This is a genomic window from Bradyrhizobium sp. 160 (assembly GCF_023073735.1).
GTDB lineage: Bacteria > Pseudomonadota > Alphaproteobacteria > Rhizobiales > Xanthobacteraceae > Bradyrhizobium.
The window spans coordinates 243,236-263,711 of sequence record NZ_JADPKD010000013.1; the positions used below are offsets into that span (position 1 = coordinate 243,236).

Below are 20,476 nucleotides of genomic sequence, written 5' to 3' on the forward strand. Positions count from 1 at the left end.
GAAAGCGGCGTCGGCGCCGATTGAACCTGCTGCCACACACTATGTCCTGATCTGGCGGCCCGCCGACGGCGGGCGTCTCGTTGAATGTCGCAGCGAAGCCGTCTTCCAAATGCGATTGCCCTGCCCTACACCCGCGCCACATCCCGGCATGGTTCGTTCATATAGAGACGTTCAACCTGCTCGGCGCGAGCTTTGAGCACCGCGCGCTGGTTGACATAGGCCTTGTCGGTGATTTCTCCTGCTGCCATTGACGGCGGATCCTTCAGCAGGGAGAAGGCGCAGACTCGTTCGCTGCTTCCGACCGCCTCGTTGTATTCCCGAAAGCGGTCCTTCAGAAACTGAACCACGACAGGATCGCAGGTCAAATCAACGGCTGCAGTCTTGGATATCCGGCCTGCCTCGGTCGGGTTCAGCCAGCACAGCAGCGCGCACGTCTCGCGATTTTCGCCGGCAACAACGATGTCCAGCAAGACGCCACGTGTGGCGGCCAGGATTGCCGCACGCATGTTTCCGATTGAGACCCAGGTGCCATTCGCAAGCTTGAAGTTCTCGGAAATTCTCCCGGTAAAGCGAAGGCCCCGCTCCGGCCTCTGCGGATCCAGAAACGAGACGGTATCGCCAATGCGATAAAATCCTTCCTCGTCGAAGGCCTTTGCCGTCAGATCGGGCCGTTCGAGATAGCCGGGCGTAACGTTGGGGCCCTTGACCCTGGCCTCGTAGGTATCGGAGACCGGAATGAGCTTGAGCTGCAGCCCCGGCGCGGGAAGACCGATCTCTCCGGGCTGATCCGTTGCCCAATGCGTCGAACTGATCGTCGGCGCGGTTTCGGTTGTGCCGTAACCCGACATGACCGGAATTCGCCGGCCGGTGGCGGCAAATGGCAGGCGATAGAGTTTCTCGAGAGTGTCCTGAGAAATTGCGGCGCCGGCATAGCTCAATCGGTCCATCCGCTTGAACACGCTGGCGCCAAGGTCGAGGTCGTTCTCGATTGCATCACACAGGAGGTTATACCCGGCAGGCACGTTGAACATGGCGGTTGGCGAGATCTCCCTGAGATTGGCGACCGTCTTGTGAAAGAGATGCGGCAGCGGCCGGCCATCATCGATATAGAGCGTCCCGCCATTTCTGAGGATGCCGTGAAGGATGACATTGCTACCCATCGTATGGTGCCAGGGCAGCCACTCCACCTGGACCGGCGCATCGGGCGGAGACACCAGCAGACTCCCCATTTGCAGGGAGCTTGCCATCATGCGGTGGGTGTTGAGCACGCCCTTGGGGAAGCCGGTCGAACCGGACGTGAAGAGAATTTTCGCGACGGCGTCACAAGGCACCTCGCGCGATGCGCGTTCGAATCCTTCGCGCCCGGTTCGCGCCGCCAGAGCCTGAAAAGGCACTGTGTCCGGCGCACCATCGACGCTGATCCAGGTCGCGGCTGCCAATTCGGGAATGGCGCGGCCGGCGGAAAAGTCGCGTCCGCTTTGAACGAACACGAAGCTCGGACGCAGCACTTCCGCGATGTCCTTGAGACGTGCGAGGCCCCCCGGCATCAAGGTGTAGTTCGGCGAGATCGGCGCCAGGATGACCCCGATCGACATCGCCGCAAACGAGATCACCGCGTTCTCGATGGAGTTTCCGGAAAGCACCGCCAGCTTGTCGGCCGGCCTTGCGCCCATATCGATCAGGCCTTGGCCGACCGCCTGAACCTGCGACCATGCCTCACCATAGGTGATCTCGTCCCATCCTCCCTTCGTATTGCGTTGCGCAAGGAAAACCCGATCCGGAACGGCATTGGCCCAGCGCGGCAGAAAATCGGTGATGCGCCAGTCGCACGGCGTCCATTCAAGAGGCGAGCTCAAGATGAGCGTGCCGTCGGGGCGACGCTCGATCGAAACCTCGCGCGGGGCAAACGTCAGTGCCGTCCTCGACATCGAAAATGATCTCCCGAATTGCTGAAAGGCGACCACATGCCGTGCATTCCCGTAACGCCCAGCGGCGGCCTACCGGCGCATTGCAAGCTTGGGACGCAGCTCATGCGGCATCCGTCACTCTGGCTGGGGCGAGTTCATTCGGACCTGGCGTCGAGCACCTCGCCGAAGGCTTCCCAGGTTGATCCGGTCCATCGTTGCAAGCGCATCTGCGTCCAGATCATGTTCTCGGATTCGCTGGTGTTCACCTTGATCCCGGGCAGCGCGGTTGGGACGATGAAATCCTTGAGGTTCTTGGCCTGCGCCAGAATGTTCTTGCGGGATAGATCATTGCCGCATTGCTTCAGGATCTGCTCGAGCAGGATGCCTTGCTGATAGCCGGTCAGATAGCTGCCGTTGGTGATATCGACGCCGGCCAGGTACTTGTCGAGAAACGCCCGATAGGTCTGCATGGCGGGATCGTCTTTCCATGTCGGATCCACGACGTCCTTGTTGATCGTCCCGACGATCACGCCGACTGATTTGTCGAGGCCAGCCGGCACGAGCGTGCCCCCGACCGAACCGGACGGAAAGTTGATGATCACCGTCGCCTTCCAGCCGATCACAGAAGCCTGCCGGATCGCCTGCGCGGCGAATTTCGGCGTTCCCGCGATCATCAGGGCGTCGGCACCGGAGCTTTTCAGGTTTGTGATCTGCGAGTCGACGGTCGGCTCGGTGATCTCATAGGACGCGCTGACGACCTTTCGATCGTAGTCCTTGCCGAGAAAGGTCTTGAAGGCATTGACGTAATCTTTGCCGAGATCGTCGTTCTGATAGAGGATCGCATATTTGGCGTTCGGCAGCGTCCTGGTCAGATATTTCGCGTAGATTTTTCCTTCGGTGTCGTAGCTGACAAGACCTGTCGTGGTCAGCGGGTAGCTGGCGACGTCCGTGAACTTGGACGAGCCGCTGATGATCGCGATGCTCGGCACGCCTTTCGCTCTCAGGTATTTTGCCGTGGCCGAAAGGCCGGGCGTGCCGAGCTGGCCGAACATGAACGCCACCTCATCGCTCTCGACGAGCTTGCGGACGTGCTCTACCGCTTTCGGAGGGCTGTAGGCGTCGTCATAAGCGATGTAGTTGATCTTGCGGCCGTTGATGCCGCCGCGGTCATTCACCGATTGAATGTAGGCGATAAGACCCTTGCCGACGAGACCGATCGATGACGCCGGTCCGCTGAACGGAAACACCCCGCCGATCTTGATCTCGGTCGCAGTAACGCCGACCTCGTCGGCCGCAAACGCCGGACCATTCAAAAGCAAAGCCAGGGCCGCAACGGCCTTCCATTTCGTCAACATTGTTCGTCCTCCCAAACCCGCACCTTCCTGGTACGTGGTCCTGTCTATTTGCGCGGCTGCACGCCCGGCCTCACGCGTAGGGCTGAGCTGGTCCGGCGCGGCAATCCGTAGATGGGCGGCCGTTACGATCGGGCCATCTTGTCGGCCCATCCTACAGTTCTATTTCAGAACTGGTCAAGCGATTAGATGACGGCACGCGGAAAGTCCCGTGACGCGCCCGGGAGGTGCCGAACTCGACCTGCGGATACCCGTTCAAATGCCACCATTGCACAGGTAGCGACAGCTCTGATCACCGGGGAGCAAGCCTCGGCGCAGAGCCGGTGAAGAATAGTAAATTCCAATACTGAACTCTCTTGCCGATACTTTGCCCAAGACTTAGGAACCACGACAGCACGCTCGCATTTCCCGCATGTCTGACGGAGCACTCAAATGGGCAATAGCGGCCTCGGCGTGCTTTTGACATTTGCGCCGCAACGAGCGCGCAACGGGAGCGAAGCCGCGCAGCGCCGCACGATCCACAAGAGCTGATGGCAAGGTGATTGAACCGCAAAGTCGAGGATGATCAATGCTTGAAGACCTTCGCGCGATTGCCCAGCCAGGGGCGATGATAGCCGTCCTGATCGTCCTGCTGCTGATGGCCGTGGGCGACGCGGCAATCTTCATCGCGACCAGAGGATGGCCGTTCTGAGACGCTGTGATCCAGCCATTTCGCGGAGATAGGAACCTTCATACGAGTGACCGGTTCGCCCTCCAACAGGGGAGCGCGGCGAACATCGATGCCTGTCCGGATGCGAACGGCTCTGGTGCTATTTGCGACGTTGCCGCTGGCCGCTTGCGCCGGCCGGCAGTCCGTGCTCGACCCGCAGGGACTTCAGTCCAGCCAGATCCTTCATACCATCTTCATCTTCCTGACCGTTGCGGCCGCCGTCTGGATCGCCGTCGTGGTCGTGCTTGGCGTCAGCATGCTGCGCCGAAAGCGCCCGGCCGACCAACCACTCGCGCTGCACCAGGGGTTTGAGCGGACGTCCGGTCGCGTCGTCTTTGTCCTGGGGCTCGCAACCCTCGTCATCGTGCTCGGACTCTCCATTGTGAGTTATGCCGGTCAGCGCACGATCTTTGCCAAGGACGAGAACGCCCTTACGCTCAAGATCATTGGCCACCAATGGTGGTGGGAAGTCCGCTATGAAGCTGACAGTCCGCATCGGAGCTTCGTGACCGCGAACGAGATCCGCATCCCGACCGGCCAACCGGTGAAGGTCGAGCTGGAATCCGCCGATGTGATCCACAGCTTCTGGGTGCCGAGCCTGACCGGGAAAATGGACCTCATCACCGGGCAAAAGAACGAGCTGCAATTCACGGCGAAGAATGCCGGCGTCTATCGCGGGCAATGCGCCGAATTCTGCGGCCTTCAGCATGCGCATATGGCCTTCGCCGTGCTCGCGCTGCCGCCGGATGAATTCGGCCGCTGGCGCGACCATGAGAACCAGAGCGCGAACAGCCCTACGGATCAGCTCGGCAAGCAGGGCGAGGCTCTTTTCCGAGCCCGCGGATGTGCCTTGTGCCACAACATCAGCGGCACGCTGGCCGGCGGGCAGCTCGGCCCGGATCTCACGCATATCGGCAGCAGAACGACGATCGCGGCGGGAACGCTGCCGAATACGCCGGCGACGCTCGCGGCCTGGATCGCCGATCCCCAGCACATCAAGCCCGGCACTCTCATGCCAAAGATGCCGCTGCAGTCGGGCGAGCTCATCGCGATCCTACACTATCTGGAGCAGCTCAAGTGAGCATCGCCGCTGAACCACGTGAGATACGGGATGACGTCCTGAATGGCCTTCAGCTGTCCACGCAGCTGGAGCGGGTGTGGCGTACGCCGTCCGGATGGACGGGTGCGCTCACGTCGGTGGACCACAAGGTCGTCGGCCGCCGGTATATCGTCACCGCTTTCGCTTTCCTGCTTCTCGGCGGCATTCTCGCGATCCTGATGCGCGTTCAGCTTGCCGGACCGGAGAAGACGTTCCTGTCGGCCGACAAGTACAATCAGATCTTCACCATGCACGGCTCGACGATGATGTTCCTGTTCGCCGTCCCGGTCATGGAGGCGTTCGCCGTCTATCTCGTGCCGCTGATGGTCGGCACGCGGAACATCGCCTTTCCGCGCCTCAATGCCTTCAGCTATTGGATGTTTCTGTTCGGCGGGTGCTTTCTCTGGATTTCCTTTGCGCTCAATGTCGGCCCGGACGTCGGCTGGTTTGCCTATGTCCCGCTCTCCTCGCTGCAATACACGCCGACGAAGCGCCCGGACGTGTGGGCGCAGATGATCACGTTCACCGAAGTCGCTGCGCTTGCAGTCGCCGTGGAGATCATTGTCACCGTTTTCAAGCTCCGTGCGCCCGGGATGACCCTTGACCGCATTCCGCTATTCGTGTGGGCCATGCTGGTAACGGCCTTCCTGGTGATGTTCGCGATGCCCTCGGTCATGGTCGCATCGACGTCGCTGATCCTCGATCGGCTCGTCAACACCCGCTTCTATGATTCATCCTCCGGTGGGCATCCGCTGCTCTGGCAGCATCTGTTCTGGTTCTTCGGCCATCCGGAGGTCTACATCATCTTCATTCCAGGCACCGGCATGGTTTCGGCAATCCTGGCGACCTTCGCGCGCAGGCCGGTGGTCGGCTATCCCGTCGTCATTCTCTCCCTGATCGCGACTGGCTTCCTGTCGTTTGGCCTGTGGGTCCACCACATGTTCGTCACGGGCCTGCCTCAGCTCGGCGCCGGCCTATTCACGGCGTCCAGTATGCTCATCGCGGTGCCGAGCGGGCTGCAGATCTTCTGCTGGCTGGCAACGCTCTGGGACGGACGGCCGGTCTACCGCACGCCGCTCCTGTTCGTGATCGGTTTCATCGTCATCTTCGTGCTCGGCGGCCTGTCCGGCGTGATGGTCGCCTCGGTCCCGATCGACACCCAGGTGCACGACACTTACTTCGTCGTTGCGCACTTTCACTATGTCCTGATCGGCGGCGCGGTGTTCCCGCTCATCGGTGCCGTCTATTACTGGTTTCCGAAGATCACAGGCAGGATGCTCAGCGAGAGCCTCGGTCGCTGGAATTTCTGGCTGGCCTTCATCGGCTTCAACGTCGCGTTCTTCCCGATGCACATTCTCGGGCTGATCGGAATGCCGCGTCGGGTCTATACCTACACGGCCGACATGGACTGGGCGCACTTGAACCTGTTGTCCAGCGGCGGCGCGCTCGTTTTCGCGCTCAGCTTCGCGCTGCTTCTGGTCAATGTGATCTACAGCCTGCGCAAGGGTGAGCTCGCGGGCGACAATCCTTGGCACGCTTCAACATTGGAATGGGCGACGTCCTCGCCACCGCCGCCGCAGAATTTCGACCGCATTCCCGTCGTCAAACACCGCGATCCGCTGTGGGCCGATAGCATGAGCCTGCCTGTCGTCGCGGGTCTGAGCGCGGAGCGGCGCGAAGTCCTGCTGACCTCACTGGCAGAGGCCGATCCGCAAATCCGCGAAGCATCGCCCGAACCCAGCATCTGGCCACTGCTCACAGCCATCGCAACCACAGTGTTCTTCATCGGTTCGATCTTCACGCCATGGGCAGTGCTCTGGGGCACGCCGCCGATGGCCGTCGCCTTGATCGGCTGGTTCTGGCCGACCGGCAGCAGGGAGGACGAGGAGTGAGACAGACCATCGTCCGTAATGTCGCCGAACTGCCGACTTACGGGTACGGCCCACGCAGTGGACCATGGTGGGGCGCCATGGGCTTCATGGCGCTCGAAGGCATGGGCTTTGCCATCGCGATCGGCGCCTATCTTTATCTCTACGCCGTCAATCCGAACTGGCCGATCGGCGCGGCGCCGCCCGATCTTTGGCCAGGTACGGCCGAGGTCGCGGTCTATCTGCTCAGCATCATCCCGAACGAGATCACCAATCGGGCCGCGCACCGGCAGGATCTTGCGAAAGTGCGGGTCGGTCTCATCGTGATGGCCGTGATCGGCACCGCCCTTCTTGTTCTGCGCGGCTTCGAGTTCGCCCATCTCAATACGCGCTGGGACAATTCCGCCTACGGATCGATCGTGTGGCTCATTCTCGGATTGCACACGACCCATCTCGCCACCGATGTTGGCGACACGATCGTTCTGGCCGTCCTGATGTTCACGAGGCACGCAAAGCCGCGCCGCTTCAGCGATGTAACCGACAACGTCTTCTACTGGAACTTTGTCGTGCTTGCTTGGCTGCCTCTGTACGTGCTGCTGGATTGGGTGCCGCGCCTATGACCGAAGCTGACGGACATTCCAGATTGCTGTATTGGGCCGGCGTTGCGCTTGGGCCCGTTGCATGGGGTATTAGTTTGCAAGGTGTCTACGTGTTCGCGCACTTCTCGTGCGAGAAGACGAGGCTGAGCGGAGCAATCCTGAGCGCTGTTCTGGCCATCGTCGCTCTTGCAGGCACCATCATATCGGCACGCGCGGTTCGACGCGGTGCCAGCGCTGAATGGTCCGATGCGCAAGGTGGCGGTCCCAGGACGTTCATGGCGTGGCTCGGCGTCGGCTCCGGCGTGCTGTTCGCGCTGGTCATCGCGAACCAGTTCGCCGCGTCGCTCATGATCAGCCCATGTCTGCGCTGAGCTTTGCGGCGTTGTTGCTTGCGCTGCTCGCGCAGCCGGCCGCCGCGCACGGACTATCCGATGTCGATTCGGGATCACTCTGGAGCTTCGACCCATGGCTCATGGCCCCGCTCTATGCCACGGGCATTGGCTTCTATGTTGGAACGCAGCGCCTCTGGCGGCACGCGGGAGGCGGCCGCGGCGTCAGCTTCCGGCAGGTCGCCGCGTTCTGGACCGGCTGGCTCGTGCTCGCGCTTGCGGTGACCTCGCCGCTACACTGGCTGGGCGAGCGGCTGTTCACCGCGCACATGGTTGAGCATGGCTTGCTCATGCTCGTCGCGGCGCCACTGATGGCGTTTGCCCGGATCAACGGCCCGCTGATGTGGAGCCTACCGGCCTCGTTCCGGCCATCGGTGGGCCGAATTCTCAATCTGCCGATACTGGTTTGGCCTTGGACTTTTGTGAGCCACCCCATCAGCGCGACCATCTTCCAAGGCGCGGCGCTCTGGATCTGGCATGCACCACCGCTCTACGCGCGGGCGCTCGAGAGCGCCGGGATCCATCGCCTCCAACATGTCAGCTTCTTTGTGACCGCGCTGTTGTTCTGGTGGGTGCTGCTGCATGGCCGCGGACGGGGCCGCAGCACCCGAACTCGCGACGGCATCGCCGTCGCCTGCCTGTTCATCACCATCCTGCATTCCGGTGTGCTCGGGGCCCTGCTGACCGTATCGCCGCGGCTCTGGATCCCGGCCCAGGGCGCCCTCGCCGGGGAATTCGGCCTCTCGCCACTTGAAGACCAGCAGCTCGCAGGCATCCTGATGTGGGTGCCCATGGGAATACTCTACACAGCCGCCGCATTGTTCTTTGCTCACCGGTGGCTGACCACGAACGCTGGCCACTCGCACCTGCCGCTCATGCGCGGTCCTGCATAGGAACCGCAACTTCTCTTCGGACGTTCGCCTGCTGAGTGCGACACTCCACGGAGGCCACATGGGCAAACGATCTGTCATGGCGGCAACGGCTGTCCTGTCCACGGCATTCTTGGCGCCTGCAATCTTGAACGCGCAGGACCAACCCCGGCCGGCTATGTCGTGTCCGGTCGACCATGACCAGCTCGCCGATATCCTCAAAAAGAGTGTGAAGCCCGGCGGCGGGCCGGGCAATGGAGGCTTCGACAACAACGAATGGGCTGCTGTCGTCAACCGACAGGGTCTTGTCTGCGCGGTCGCCTACAGTGGCAGCAAGGTCGATGATCAGTGGCTGGGCAGCCGGGCAATCGCAGCCGAAAAGGCGAATACGGCGAATGCGTTCAGCCTGAAGGACAAGGCGATGGCCACGGCCAACCTCTACGCGGGCGCGCAACCTGGCGGAATTCTGTTCGGCGCAGGTCTCAGCAACCCACCGTCGCCAGAGGTTCTGTACTCGGGCTCGCCCGACGAATTCGGCACGGCGCGCGATCCAATGGTCGGAAAACCCGTGGGCGGCGTGATCGTCTTTGGCGGTGGTCTGGCGCTCTATGACGGCAACGGGATCGCCGGTGCGCTTGGTATCAGCGGCGACAGTTCCTGCGCCGATCACAATGTTGCCTGGCGCGTCCGCCGCCTGCTTGGACTTGACCGCGTGCCGGCCGGAGTCAGTCCCAATATGAAGGACGCGATCATCTATGACATCGGCCCGGACGGCAAAAGCCCGTCAGGATTTGGCCACCCCAAGTGCAACGGCAAGGAGGATCAGATCGCGGTCGATCTCGGCGCAGGCGTATCGGGCAACGTCGTGAGATAGCTGCGAATCCCTCCTTTTGGAACCAAGGGGAAGCGCAACGTTTGTACGTTCGCACCGGCCTGCAACGCGGCATGGCCTCGTCACCGCCATGGAGTGCTTTACACATGTTAGTGCGTGGTTTCGCGCGGTTGCTGAGCGTCCTTTGCGCATTCGGCGCGTTGCTGTCGTCGGGATCGGCACAAACCGATCTCGCCAGCCGCATGAAGGATCCGGGCCAATGGCCCATGGCCGCGCGCGATTACGCCAACACGCGCTACAGCGAGCTCGACCAGATCAATGCGACCAACGCCTCGCGCCTCCAGCTTGCGTGGACCTTCTCGGTTGGCGCCGATCGCGGCCAGGAAGCGGCGCCGCTCGTGGTGGACGGCACCATGTACGTGGTCGGCCCTTATGCAGGCCCCTACCCCAACCGTGTGTTCGCACTCGATGCCACGACAGGTGAGTTGAAGTGGTCCTACGCGCCGAAGCCGGAGCCGGCAGCCGCGGGCGTTGCCTGTTGCGATGTCGTCAATCGCGGGCTCGCCTTCGACAACGGCAAGGTCTTCCTCAATACACTCGATAACCACACCGTCGCGATCGATGCGAAGACCGGCAAGGAGCTCTGGCACACCAAGCTCGGCGAGATCAACAAGGGCGAGACCATCACGATGGCACCCATCGTGGTGAAGGGAAAGATTCTCGTCGGCAACAGCGGCGGCGAAATGGGCGTTCGTGGCTGGGTCACGGCGCTAGATGAGAACACCGGCGCCATCGCCTGGCGCGCCTATTCGACGGGCCCCGACAAGGAGGTGCTGATCGGGGACGATTTCAAGCCGTTCTATGACAATCTCAAAGGCACGGATCTCGGCGTGAAGAGCTGGCCGGCCGATCGCTGGCAGGTCGGCGGCGGTACAGTCTGGGGCTGGATCTCCTACGATCCTGATCTGAACCTGATCTACTACGGTACTGCCAATCCCAGTCCCTGGAATGCCAACCAGCGCAGCGGCGACAATCTCTGGAGTACCACGATCTTTGCGCGCGACCCGGACACCGGTCGCGCCAAATGGGCCTACCAGATCAACCCGCACGATCTGTTCGATCACGATGAAGTCAACGAGAACGTGCTTCTCGATCTCGATCTTAGCGGCCAGACCCGCAAGGTGCTGATCCATCCCGGCCGCAACGGCTACATGTACGTCATGGATCGCGCGACCGGCGAAGTGATCTCGGCCGACGCCTATGAGTTCGTCAATAGCTACAAGGGCGTCGATCTGAAGACCGGCAAGATCATCCCAAACGAGGAGAAGACGCCGCTGGTTGGCAAGACCGTCGAGAATATCTGCCCGAGCGCGCCCGGCGCCAAAGATTGGCAACCGTCGGCCTGGTCACCGCGGACCAAGCTGCTGTACGTGCCGCATCAGCACCTTTGCATGGACTTCAAGGCCTCGCAGGTCGGATATATCGCCGGCACGCCCTATGTCGGCGCGGACGTTGATATGTATGCCGGCCCTGGCGGGTATCGCGGCGAGTTCATGGCGTGGGACCCGGTCGCGCGCAAGAAGATCTGGGAGATCCACGAGAAGCTTCCGGTCTGGAGTGGCGCGCTGGTGACGGCCGGCGACGTGGCGTTCTACGGCACCATGGATCGCCTTTTCAAGGCGGTAAACGCCAGGGATGGGCGTGTGCTCTGGCAATTCCGTGCCGGCTCCGGGTTCATCGGCCAGCCGGTTTCCTATCGCGGCTCCGACGGACAGCAATACATCGCGATCCTCTCGGGCGTCGGCGGTTGGCCGGGGGTGGTTGCCAATGCTGAGGTCGATCCGCGCGTGCGCAATGCCGCACTGGGCTTTGCGGGCGCGACGCAGGATTTGCCGTTTTACACCGCCGGCGGGAGCGAGTTGCTGGTGTTCAAGCTTGGAGACGCAAAGGGTGAGGACACCAGCCATGCGCCCTCGAAGTAATTGTCCGGGCATCGCCCTCGGCATCCTGATCGGGCTCGCGAGCACCGGAGCGGCGGCATCGGATGGCGAACTCCGCGTCTGTGCCGATCCGAACAATCTGCCATTCTCGAACAGCGCGGAAGCGGGATTCGAGAACAGGCTCGCAGCCATGGTTGGCGAGCATTTCGGCCAACAGGTCGCCTACACTTGGTGGGCGCAGCGGCGCGGCTTCGTCCGCAACACGCTCAATGCCGGCAAATGCGACGTCGTGATGGGCGTACCGGTCGGCTATGATCTCGTGGAGTCGACAAAGCCGTATTATCGCTCGAGCTACGTGTTCGTGGCTCGGCAGGATAAGCAGCTCGATCTTTCGTCGCTGCTCGACCCGCGCTTACATCACCTCGTGATCGGCGTGCATCTGATCGGCGACGACGGCAACAATCCACCGCCTGCGCAGGCGCTCGGCGAACAGGGCATCGTCGACAATGTCCGCGGCTATTCTATCTACGGCGACTATCGCCAGGCTGATCCGCCCGCGCGCCTGATCGAGGCAGTCGAGAGCGGCGAGATCGATGTTGCTGCCGCCTGGGGGCCGCTGGGCGGCTATTTCGCGCAGCGCTCTCCCGTCCCGCTGACGGTCACGCCAATTCGGGATTACGAGCGCTTTGGCCCCCAGCAGTTCCAGTTCTCCATTGCCATGGGCGTACGCAAAGACGACCACGCGCTGCGCGACCGGCTGAATGCCTTCATCGACGAGCATCGATCCGAGATCATGTCGCTGCTGCGCAGTTTCGGCGTGCCGCTGGTCGAAAAGCCGGTCACGGCATCCGGAGGGCATGAGTGATGTCTGCTCCAGCATTACGCATGAGCTTCCTATCGTTGCTCCTCGCGATCGTGTCGAACGGCGCCGGAATCGCCCAGCAGACTCTGCCGCAGTCACAGGAAGCGCAGATGCCGATGCCGGCACCGCGCCCGAATTTCGGCGGCAGCGTCGGCAACGGTAGGCCCGGCGTCTTCATGCAGGTCCCGGTCAGCCACCTCTTCCCCGGCGCGCAGCCGGACCGACCCCAGATCAAGAATCCCGTGCAAGGCGATCCCAATGCAGAGCAGCGCGGGATGACCTATTTCGTCAACTTCAATTGCGTCGGCTGCCACGCGCCGAACGGCGGCGGCGGCATGGGGCCGGCGTTGAGTAACAGCATCTTCACCTATGGCTCGCAGCCCGAGAGCATCTATCTGTCGATCTACCAGGGACGGCCCAATGGAATGCCGGCCTGGGGCGGCGTGCTGCCCGACAGCGTGATATGGGACCTCGTCACTTATATCGGCAAGATCAGCAACGAGCCGAACCGGCAATGGGGCCGGACCTTCTCGGCAAATCCGCTATCCCCGGAAGTGGAGCAAGTCCCGAGCGAGCAGGTCTCGACGACCGATCCGTGGTCCGCCACCAAAACCTTCAATTCCGGCCGAAAACCCTGATCGGGAAAGCGGAGCAGCCGATGGGGACTCCAACGACACGATCGCTCATTGCCTCCCTGCTGGCCCTGACGGCGGTGGCCTGCGACAAAGGCACGGCTGCCGGCCCGGACAATTTCATCGGCGATGCACGCCGCGGTATCGACCTCGTCAAGCAGTACCATTGCGGCAGCTGTCACGACATACCCGGCATCGCCGGTGCCGACGGCAACGTCGGCCCACCTCTGCACCGGATCGGCACGCGGACCTACATCGCCGGCTACATGCAGAATTCGCCCGACAACATGGCGGACTGGATCGAAGATCCGCAGCGGGCGTTGCCGGGCAACGCCATGCCAAGAATGGGCATCCCGCAGAAGGACGCGCGCGATATCGCGGCGTTTCTCTATACGCTGAAGTAGGAAATATGACCCCCATCCATCGCCCGGCAAACTTGTTCCGTGACGCGCCATTGCTGGCCGTCACCATTGTGATTGTCGCCATCATGGGATTGGCCCTCGCCGGCGGCGGCGCCTGGCTCGCTGTGCTTGGCGGCTCCTTTTACTATCTCGTCGCCGGGGCCATGCTTTTGCTCACCGCGTGGCTGCTTACGCGCCGTCGTGCCGAGGCGCTCTGGGTGTATGCCGCGCTGCTGCTTGGCACGATGGCGTGGGCAATTTGGGAGGCCGGCCTCGATTTCTGGTCCCTGGCGCCGCGCGGCGACGTGCTTGCGCCGCTGGGCGTCTGGCTGCTGTTGCCCTTCATTACGCGTCGTTTGGCACCTCGCTTGCGTGCCGCGCGATGGGCGCTCGGCGTCGTACTGATGGCGGCGGCCGCCGTCCTCGCCCTCTCCCTCACGCGCGATCGCCACGATCTTGCCGGCACGGTGCCGGAGAGCGAAACGACGGGCGCCATTGCCTCCTCCGAAGCAGCCCCGCCCGCCGCCGGCGAAAACTGGACCGCCTATGGCGGCACCGGCTGGGGGACGCGCTATTCCTCGCTCAGCCAGATCACCAAAACCGATGTGAAGGACCTCAAGCTCGCCTGGGAATTCCGCACCGGCGACCACAAGGGACCCGATGATCCCGATGAGATCACCAACCAGGCGACGCCGCTCAAGATTGGCGATCTCCTCTACACCTGCTCGCCACACCAGATCGTGTTCGCGCTCGACGCTGCGACCGGCAAGTTGCGCTGGAAGTTTGACCCTCAGATCCAGCACAACAAGGCCTTCCAGCACATGACCTGCCGCGGCGTGTCGTATCACGCGACAAAGCCTGGCGCGGTCACAACCGACGGCGCGCCGGCCCCAAGCGATTGTCCGCAGCGCATTTTCGTGCCGACGAATGACGGCCGGATGTTTTCGCTGGATGCCCAGAGCGGCACGCCCTGCGCCAGCTTTGGCAACCAAGGTCAGATCGACCTCAAGGAGGGAAGCGAGGTCCAGACGCTCGGCTTCTACGAGGGTACCTCGCCGCCCGTGGTGACCGAGAAGGTTCTGATCGTCGGTGGCGCCGTCATCGACAATTATTCCGACCGCGTGCCTTCAGGCGTGATCCGCGGTTTCGACATCTATTCCGGGCGACTGATATGGGCGTTCGATGCCGGCAATCCCGATCCGAACGAGATGCCCTCCGCCTCGCATCATTTCACGGCCGGTTCACCCAATTCGTGGAGCATCTCGGCGGTCGATGAAAATCTCGGGCTCGTCTACGTCCCGCTGGGCTCAAGCTCTCCGGACATCTGGGGCGGCGGCCGTTCGTCGGACAAGGAGCGTTACGATTCAGCGCTGATCGCGCTCGATATCGCCACCGGAAAACTACGCTGGTCGTTCCAGAACGTGCACCATGATCTCTGGGATATGGACATGCCTTCGCAGCCGAGCCTGGTCGATCTGCGTTCGAATGGCGGCACCACGCCGGCGATCTACATTCCGGCAAAGACGGGCGACATTTTCGTGCTCGACCGCCGCGACGGGCATCAGCTGGTGCCCGCGCCGGAGAAGCCCGTGCCGCAGGGCGCCGCACCCGGCGACCGGCTATGGCCCACTCAGCCCTTCTCGGAATTGAGCTTCCGCCCGCCCGGCATGCTGACGGACGCGCAGATGTGGGGCAGCACGATGTTCGACCAGCTCGCCTGCCGTATCAAGTTCAAGCGTCTCCGTTACGAAGGGCCGTTCACGCCGCCTTCGGAGCAAGGTACGCTGGTGTTCCCGGGTGATTTCGGCATGTTCGAGTGGGGCGGAATTGCCGTCGATCCAAAGCGGCAGATCGCGATTGCAAACCCTCAATCGATTCCGTTCATTTCCCGCCTGGTGCCGCGTGGAAAAGACAATCCGGCCGCGCCGAACGCTGCGCATCCACCCGGCACCGAACTCGGCGTTCAACCGATGTACGGCGCTCCCTACGGCGTCGAACTCGGCATCTTCCTGTCGCCGCTCGGCATCCCCTGCCTCGCCCCGCCCTGGGGGAATATCGCGGCCATTGCCCTCAAGACGCACAAGGTGGTGTGGCAACACCGTATCGGCACGATCCGCGATCAGGCCCCTGTCCCGTTTCCGTTCAAGCTGGGCGTTCCCATGCTGGGCGGGCCGATCGTGACCGCGGGAGGCGTCATCTTCATCACGGGGACAATGGATGACTATATCAGGGCATTCGACGTCAGTGATGGCAAGCAGCTCTGGCAGGACCGTCTTCCCGCTGGCGGCCAATCAACGCCAATGACTTATGAGACCGGCGGCAAGCAATACGTGGTGACGGTCGATGGCGGCCACGGCTCGTTCGGCACCAGGCTCGGGGACTACGTGCGGGCCTACGCGTTGCCATGATGTCCGTCGGTCAAGACGGCCTTGCTGCGGTACGTCCCGTCGACGTCCGGCGACGCCTGGTCCTGATCTGCGGCCGACGCGGCCGGACGGCTATCGCGGCCACGAAAGCCACACACGCAGCCATTCCCACAACTGCAAGCCCCTTGCTGATGACCCCAGCCGGTGGAAGCTGCTTCCGCCCCAGCCACCCCCCGTCTACCGACGTGCCGAGCGGCGAGGCTTCGATGATACTTCCCTCGCTGATCGGTGCGCGTCCGGCGCGCGACAGGAGGAATCGGAATGCGCCACCTAACAGATTTTCGGTCAATTTCGGCGCGATGGCGTAGGCGATCTGGCCACCGCGCGCGGGCCAGCCGACGGCCACTTCATCGCGCGGCGCGCGAACGAGGTTCAAAAATGTCTGAGCGACATCTTCTGACTGGTACAGCAGCGGCCCCGGATCGAGCCTCTTCCCAGACATGTTGGCGCCGTGGACGAAGCCCGGCGTATCTACCATCGCCGGGAACACGCCGCAGACATGGATGTTCGGATGCGCGTCGAGCTCCTGGCGCAGGCTCGCCGTGAACCCGCGCAGGCCGAACTTGCTCGCGGTGTAGGCGGCCGCAAACGGCGTCGGCATCCAACCTCCCAGCGAGATGTTGTTGATCAGGATGCCTCGGTTCTGGCGGAGAAAGATCGGGAGCACCGCGAAGGCGCCGTGCATCATTCCCAGGAGATTGACTTCGATGGTTCGGCGGTGAAGCGCGAAGTCGGCGTCCTGATAGGCGCCGAATACACCGGTGCCGGCGTTATTGATCCAGACGTCGATTCCGCCGAATACATCGTCGACCTGCGCTGCCAATCGCTGCACCGCTTCCGCATCGCTGACATCGGTCTGGACCGCCAAGGCACGGCCTCCCAGCGCCTCGCACTCTGCCGCGAGGCTTGCCAGGACCTCACTGCGACGAGCGGCAAGCGCCACGCTCGCCCCTTGCTGCGCAAACGCCAGCGCCGCCGCTCGGCCAATTCCGCTGGATGCTCCCGTAATGACGACCCGTGTGCCCGCCATTGGCCGCCGCGAAGATCCGGAGGCATCCATTGGGACAAGCCAGCGCAACGACCGCCGGAGGCGCACGGCCGCGTCCGCTTTGAACCAGTCACCATGCGCGAAGATGACCCGCTCGGGCGCCAGGCGCACGAGCCGTTCGGCCGCGGCCTGTACCGAATGGCCGCCGAGGCGCAACAAGAGCCGGAGATAAATCGGCGCCTTGCCGTCAGGCTTGGCGATGCCGAGCAGGTTTGCGGCGGCCTGATTTGACGCGGAAAGATCATGGGAATCAAGGTTCTGCACGAGATCCGTCAGGATCAGCGTGCGGCTCCGCTTGTCGAATATCTCCACCTCGGAGAACATCGGGGCATGCACCGAGATGGTCTGAAGCTCGGCGGCCCACTCTCCGGGGGTGGTGTCGCCAAGTTCGCGGTCAACGCGAAGCCCGGCCTCTCGCACCTGCTTCCGCGCAGACAGTCCTCGCGCAGTAAAGGTCAACGTTTGCGACAGATGTCTTTGCCAGGCAGGCAGAAACATCCAGTGCGCCACGTTCGGCGCGACCAGATATTTGATTGATCCCAACCGCTCCAGCTCATTGCGCAGAGCAGGCGAATATCGCACCGGCGAGTGCAGCACGAGGTCACCATTCGACAGCCGAATGACCGTCATGCGAACAGGCAGACGCAGACCGGCCGCGCTGATTGGCACATCGTCCGCGATCCAGATGTCATCTGTCTCCCTCGTGAGGGCGGCGGTCGATGAGGCGGCGTCAAATCTGTGCATGAGCGTCTTCCGGTCGGGACCTTGCTCAAATCCCTGACATGACGCTCGTTCCTCGCCAGGGCGGCCCGGCGCAAAAGCTTCGATGACTCAAAGATGTACAGGAGCGAATCCGTTCAGGCGAGCCGCGCAGGTGCCGGCGTCGCGAGTTCGCCACGACCCCGATTCCCGCCCGTTACCGCCGCATGGCTGAGGCTTCGGACAAGGCCCTGGAACCGGCCTTCCGGAGGACCGCCAAGAGAGGCCTATCTCTTGTCCCCATCGTGTCGGTGTCGAACAGGGGGACCGCCTCCCGCGGAAAAGCCTCACGCTACACGATAGTGCCGGCGAAACGAAGTGCGGACGACTGCCGCTTTCCCTAATTTCATTTCACAGGAACATTGAAGACTGGCGAACGTCGACTCGCACCCGTCGATCATACCCTGATCGAGGGAGCGTATCACAGGTTAATGCCTGCCCTTTGCCATTTGGGTCAGAGTTGCGGTAGGCGGCGGGCGATCGGATGACCGATGCAGACGGGATTTGCCTTTTCCAAGCTTGCCGATCACCTGGCGAGTATTGGCGACGTGACCGCCGACGACCTTGATCTGCTGGCAGAAATGCCGAGCACGATCGCGCACTTCAGTTCACATCAGGCTATCCTGCGCCACGGCGACGACAGCCAACAATGCTGCCTGCTGCTCCAGGGCTACCTGTCCTGGCAGGACGCCCAGGCCGCAGACGGGCAGATCACATCGATCTCGGTTCCCGGCGACATCGCTGACCTCCAGACCCTCTATCAGCCCCGCATCAATGGCAACCTCATTGCGCTCGGACCTGCCGTGGTCGCGCTGGTGCCGCATCGCTTCTTTCGCGAACTATCGGCGCGCTCGCCCGCGATGTCGCGTACCCTACTGCTGATGCTGCTTGGCGACCACGCCAGACAGCGCAACTGGGCCGTAAACCTCGGCAGCCGGGACGCCTTGACGCGTGTAGCGCACCTGCTCTGCGAGATCACGACACGCCTGCAGAATGTCGGGCTCGCAAAGGACTTCAGATTGGCTTCGCCGTTCACCCAATCCGACCTCGCGGCGGCCTGCAGCATCTCCCCAGTCCATGTCAACCGCACCATCCGGGAGTTGCGCCGCTGCAACCTGTTGCACTGGCACGGCAAGACCTTGATGATCTCCGACTGGCCCGGACTGGTCCGGCTGGCAGGCTTCGATCCCACCTATCTAGGCATCCGGCCAACTGATCAAGGCCGACGGCCAGTGCAACTGGAATTGACCAAAGGCGCCGTCGCGTCGGCGAGATGATATTGCGTAACCTTCTGCTCACACCTCACGCGCTCCTGTAAGGCTTCGCGCACTTCCAGAATGACAGCCCCCCAATCGCCGGCCGTCTTTTGACGAAACAGCCGCAGGCTCGGATACCAGAACGTGCGGCATCCGGATGAAGGCCAGCGCCAGTCGCAATCGGCGTGCAGCAGCACCCAGGCTTCGCATCCGAGTGCTCCCGCGAGGTGTGCGACCATGGTGTCGACGCAAATGACGAGATCGAGCTGGCAGAGAAGACGACCGAGAGCCGCGATATCGGGCGTGCTGATGTCGCGAGCGCCGATCTGCGCGAGTTCGTCGGTCCCCGCCTCTCTCTGGAGCGAATGAAGCGCTACGCCAGGAACGGCGAGACGTCGCAACAATGCGGGGAGAATAGCGCGCCGCTTATCCCATTGGCCCACCTCCCAGACCAAGCCGACGGGCAGACCTTCGCAGTCGAGCGACACAGGCATGCTTCTCGGCGGCAGCGTCAAATATGGCGCGCTCATCCCGATCTGCTCTCTCCCGACCTTGAGCGCGTGCGGCACCTCCATGATCTCGATGTCGACCTCAAAGTCAGCTTCAGGCGTGCCCGAATGGAGCGCAAGCGCGCAATCGACGCCTGCCGTGCGCTCGACCAGCGGCAACAGTTCGGGCTGACACCAGACCGTGACACTGCGCGCTACGCCGCGAAGGGGCTGCATGAAACGCAGGAACTGGATCGTGTCGCCGAGCCCGTGATAGCACCGCACGAGCAGGTGCTTGTTCGCAAGCGACTCCCCTCGCCAGATCCGCTGGAGATGACGCGGACCGGTATGCTTGGGCGGGTACCCGGACGTCGCGAGATCGTGGTCATTGATGGCCCAGGCACGCGCAAAGTCGCCTGCTCGCATGGCCTCCACCCAGCCGTTCGTCACGTCCCGAGATCCGGCTAGCGACGGACGAATTTGTGGAAGCGGCTCAGCTCTCCGTCCTTGGTCCGGTCCTGGTGCAGGAAGGCAATGCCGGCCTCGTCGAACTTCTCGAAGAACTCATCCCACCCGATGCGGTCGAGCCCCTCATCCGGCGGATCGAAATCGATGCGCAGGATGCCGGCGTGTCCATCCTCTTCGGTCGCCTTGACGGTCGCCGGCCGCCCACCGCGCTCTTCGATCCATTTGCGGATCGCGGCGTGATCGGTGGTCTGCTGGGCTTCATTGTTCTGCGTCTTGGACGTCATGTGGCACCTCGCTTGTGCAGGCCCGGCAATGACACGGCCATCGCCGAAGCCATTTGCGATGAAACGCGGGCCGGCAGGATTTGTTCTTCACGGCGCGCCGGGGCCGACGCCGGACAACCAGCATCATCTTCTTCATCTTCATCCAGGATGATGTTCGTTCCGTTGATCCGGCTGCGGATCTTATCCCAAGTTAAGCGCGCTGCATTTTTGTTGCCCTGAATCGATGCGCACGCCGGCTCGGCGGCTCCAGCACAGGAACGAACATACCTTCCGACACGTTCGCCGATC

18 protein-coding genes are annotated in these 20,476 nt (G+C 62.6%); 13 read left to right on the top strand and 5 right to left on the bottom strand.

Annotation, left to right across the window (positions count from 1 at the left end; translation table 11 throughout):
• Window positions 1-125: 125 nt before the first annotated feature.
• On the bottom strand, window positions 126-1,928 hold the full coding sequence (locus tag IVA98_RS07360; protein ID WP_247354582.1) for an AMP-binding protein: 1,803 nt from the start codon (window positions 1,926-1,928) through the stop codon (window positions 126-128).
• Window positions 1,929-2,062: 134 nt separating this feature from the next.
• Entirely contained in the window at window positions 2,063-3,262 is a 1,200-nt protein-coding gene (locus IVA98_RS07365) for an ABC transporter substrate-binding protein (protein WP_247302233.1), read from the bottom strand.
• A gap of 565 nt (window positions 3,263-3,827) precedes the next feature.
• Between IVA98_RS07365 and IVA98_RS36930 the strand changes: the two genes are divergently transcribed.
• The 12 genes from IVA98_RS36930 to IVA98_RS07420 all read left to right on the top strand — a co-directional run bounded on the left by IVA98_RS36930 (window position 3,828) and on the right by IVA98_RS07420 (window position 15,867).
• Window positions 3,828-3,950: a hypothetical protein gene (locus IVA98_RS36930; protein ID WP_256466521.1), complete on the top strand. Its 123-nt coding sequence runs from the start codon at window positions 3,828-3,830 to the stop codon at window positions 3,948-3,950.
• A gap of 88 nt (window positions 3,951-4,038) precedes the next feature.
• On the top strand, window positions 4,039-5,049 hold the full coding sequence (gene coxB / locus IVA98_RS07370; protein ID WP_247354583.1) for a cytochrome c oxidase subunit II: 1,011 nt from the start codon (window positions 4,039-4,041) through the stop codon (window positions 5,047-5,049).
• Window positions 5,046-6,959 carry a cytochrome c oxidase subunit I gene (ctaD, locus tag IVA98_RS07375; RefSeq protein ID WP_247302236.1) on the top strand — a complete coding sequence of 638 codons (1,914 nt, stop codon included), beginning with the start codon at window positions 5,046-5,048 and terminating at the stop codon, window positions 6,957-6,959. Before coxB ends, ctaD begins: the two co-directional genes overlap by 4 nt.
• Window positions 6,956-7,555, top strand: a complete 600-nt coding sequence (locus tag IVA98_RS07380; RefSeq protein WP_247280435.1) for a cytochrome c oxidase subunit 3 — start codon at window positions 6,956-6,958, stop codon at window positions 7,553-7,555. The genes ctaD and IVA98_RS07380 overlap by 4 nt, the downstream gene beginning before the upstream one ends.
• Window positions 7,552-7,905, top strand: coding sequence for a hypothetical protein (locus tag IVA98_RS07385; RefSeq protein WP_247337294.1), 354 nt, complete (start codon window positions 7,552-7,554; stop codon window positions 7,903-7,905). The genes IVA98_RS07380 and IVA98_RS07385 overlap by 4 nt, the downstream gene beginning before the upstream one ends.
• A complete protein-coding gene (locus tag IVA98_RS07390) occupies window positions 7,893-8,816 on the top strand; it encodes a cytochrome c oxidase assembly protein (RefSeq protein ID WP_247302240.1) in 924 nt (307 codons plus the stop codon). The genes IVA98_RS07385 and IVA98_RS07390 overlap by 13 nt, the downstream gene beginning before the upstream one ends.
• Window positions 8,817-8,874: 58 nt before the next feature.
• Window positions 8,875-9,666 (top strand): heme-binding protein, encoded by a 792-nt coding sequence (locus tag IVA98_RS07395; RefSeq protein ID WP_247302242.1) that lies wholly within the window; start codon window positions 8,875-8,877, stop codon window positions 9,664-9,666.
• 104 nt (window positions 9,667-9,770) lie between these two features.
• Window positions 9,771-11,606, top strand: a complete 1,836-nt coding sequence (locus IVA98_RS07400; RefSeq protein WP_256466522.1) for a methanol/ethanol family PQQ-dependent dehydrogenase — start codon at window positions 9,771-9,773, stop codon at window positions 11,604-11,606.
• Window positions 11,590-12,429, top strand: a complete 840-nt coding sequence (locus IVA98_RS07405; RefSeq protein WP_247302244.1) for a substrate-binding domain-containing protein — start codon at window positions 11,590-11,592, stop codon at window positions 12,427-12,429. The genes IVA98_RS07400 and IVA98_RS07405 overlap by 17 nt, the downstream gene beginning before the upstream one ends.
• Window positions 12,429-13,064, top strand: a complete 636-nt coding sequence (locus IVA98_RS07410) for a c-type cytochrome (protein WP_247302246.1) — start codon at window positions 12,429-12,431, stop codon at window positions 13,062-13,064. The genes IVA98_RS07405 and IVA98_RS07410 overlap by 1 nt, the downstream gene beginning before the upstream one ends.
• A gap of 20 nt (window positions 13,065-13,084) precedes the next feature.
• Window positions 13,085-13,462 carry a c-type cytochrome gene (locus IVA98_RS07415; protein WP_247302248.1) on the top strand — a complete coding sequence of 126 codons (378 nt, stop codon included), beginning with the start codon at window positions 13,085-13,087 and terminating at the stop codon, window positions 13,460-13,462.
• Window positions 13,463-13,467: 5 nt separating this feature from the next.
• Complete coding sequence (locus tag IVA98_RS07420) at window positions 13,468-15,867, top strand: membrane-bound PQQ-dependent dehydrogenase, glucose/quinate/shikimate family (protein ID WP_247354584.1); 2,400 nt, start codon at window positions 13,468-13,470, stop codon at window positions 15,865-15,867.
• 10 nt (window positions 15,868-15,877) lie between these two features.
• Here IVA98_RS07420 and IVA98_RS07425 read toward each other — a convergent pair whose 3' ends face one another.
• Window positions 15,878-17,677 (bottom strand): SDR family oxidoreductase, encoded by a 1,800-nt coding sequence (locus tag IVA98_RS07425; protein WP_247337298.1) that lies wholly within the window; start codon window positions 17,675-17,677, stop codon window positions 15,878-15,880.
• A gap of 506 nt (window positions 17,678-18,183) precedes the next feature.
• On the opposite strand from IVA98_RS07425, the gene IVA98_RS07430 reads away from it, so the two are divergent.
• Window positions 18,184-18,969 carry a Crp/Fnr family transcriptional regulator gene (locus tag IVA98_RS07430; RefSeq protein WP_247302253.1) on the top strand — a complete coding sequence of 262 codons (786 nt, stop codon included), beginning with the start codon at window positions 18,184-18,186 and terminating at the stop codon, window positions 18,967-18,969.
• Here IVA98_RS07430 and IVA98_RS07435 read toward each other — a convergent pair.
• Together IVA98_RS07435 and IVA98_RS07440 are read right to left on the bottom strand one after the other, a co-directional pair.
• A complete protein-coding gene (locus IVA98_RS07435; RefSeq protein WP_247302255.1) occupies window positions 18,909-19,862 on the bottom strand; it encodes a hypothetical protein in 954 nt (317 codons plus the stop codon). The genes IVA98_RS07430 and IVA98_RS07435 overlap by 61 nt on opposite strands.
• A 38-nt stretch (window positions 19,863-19,900) precedes the next feature.
• A complete protein-coding gene (locus IVA98_RS07440; protein ID WP_247302257.1) occupies window positions 19,901-20,188 on the bottom strand; it encodes a hypothetical protein in 288 nt (95 codons plus the stop codon).
• Between the last annotated feature and the right edge of the window lie 288 nt (window positions 20,189-20,476).

Coding starts and splice junctions, on each gene's coding strand:
- IVA98_RS07430 (WP_247302253.1), top strand. CDS start 18,184: ATGCAGACGGGATTTGCCTTTTCCAAGCTTGCCGATCACCTGGCGAGT.
- IVA98_RS07415 (WP_247302248.1), top strand. CDS start 13,085: ATGGGGACTCCAACGACACGATCGCTCATTGCCTCCCTGCTGGCCCTG.
- IVA98_RS07360 (WP_247354582.1), bottom strand. CDS start 1,928: ATGTCGAGGACGGCACTGACGTTTGCCCCGCGCGAGGTTTCGATCGAG.
- IVA98_RS07365 (WP_247302233.1), bottom strand. CDS start 3,262: ATGTTGACGAAATGGAAGGCCGTTGCGGCCCTGGCTTTGCTTTTGAAT.
- coxB (WP_247354583.1), top strand. CDS start 4,039: ATGCCTGTCCGGATGCGAACGGCTCTGGTGCTATTTGCGACGTTGCCG.
- IVA98_RS07385 (WP_247337294.1), top strand. CDS start 7,552: ATGACCGAAGCTGACGGACATTCCAGATTGCTGTATTGGGCCGGCGTT.
- IVA98_RS07440 (WP_247302257.1), bottom strand. CDS start 20,188: ATGACGTCCAAGACGCAGAACAATGAAGCCCAGCAGACCACCGATCAC.
- IVA98_RS07400 (WP_256466522.1), top strand. CDS start 9,771: ATGTTAGTGCGTGGTTTCGCGCGGTTGCTGAGCGTCCTTTGCGCATTC.
- IVA98_RS07420 (WP_247354584.1), top strand. CDS start 13,468: ATGACCCCCATCCATCGCCCGGCAAACTTGTTCCGTGACGCGCCATTG.
- IVA98_RS36930 (WP_256466521.1), top strand. CDS start 3,828: ATGCTTGAAGACCTTCGCGCGATTGCCCAGCCAGGGGCGATGATAGCC.
- IVA98_RS07435 (WP_247302255.1), bottom strand. CDS start 19,862: ATGCGAGCAGGCGACTTTGCGCGTGCCTGGGCCATCAATGACCACGAT.
- IVA98_RS07410 (WP_247302246.1), top strand. CDS start 12,429: ATGTCTGCTCCAGCATTACGCATGAGCTTCCTATCGTTGCTCCTCGCG.
- IVA98_RS07425 (WP_247337298.1), bottom strand. CDS start 17,677: ATGCACAGATTTGACGCCGCCTCATCGACCGCCGCCCTCACGAGGGAG.
- IVA98_RS07395 (WP_247302242.1), top strand. CDS start 8,875: ATGGGCAAACGATCTGTCATGGCGGCAACGGCTGTCCTGTCCACGGCA.
- IVA98_RS07390 (WP_247302240.1), top strand. CDS start 7,893: ATGTCTGCGCTGAGCTTTGCGGCGTTGTTGCTTGCGCTGCTCGCGCAG.
- IVA98_RS07405 (WP_247302244.1), top strand. CDS start 11,590: ATGCGCCCTCGAAGTAATTGTCCGGGCATCGCCCTCGGCATCCTGATC.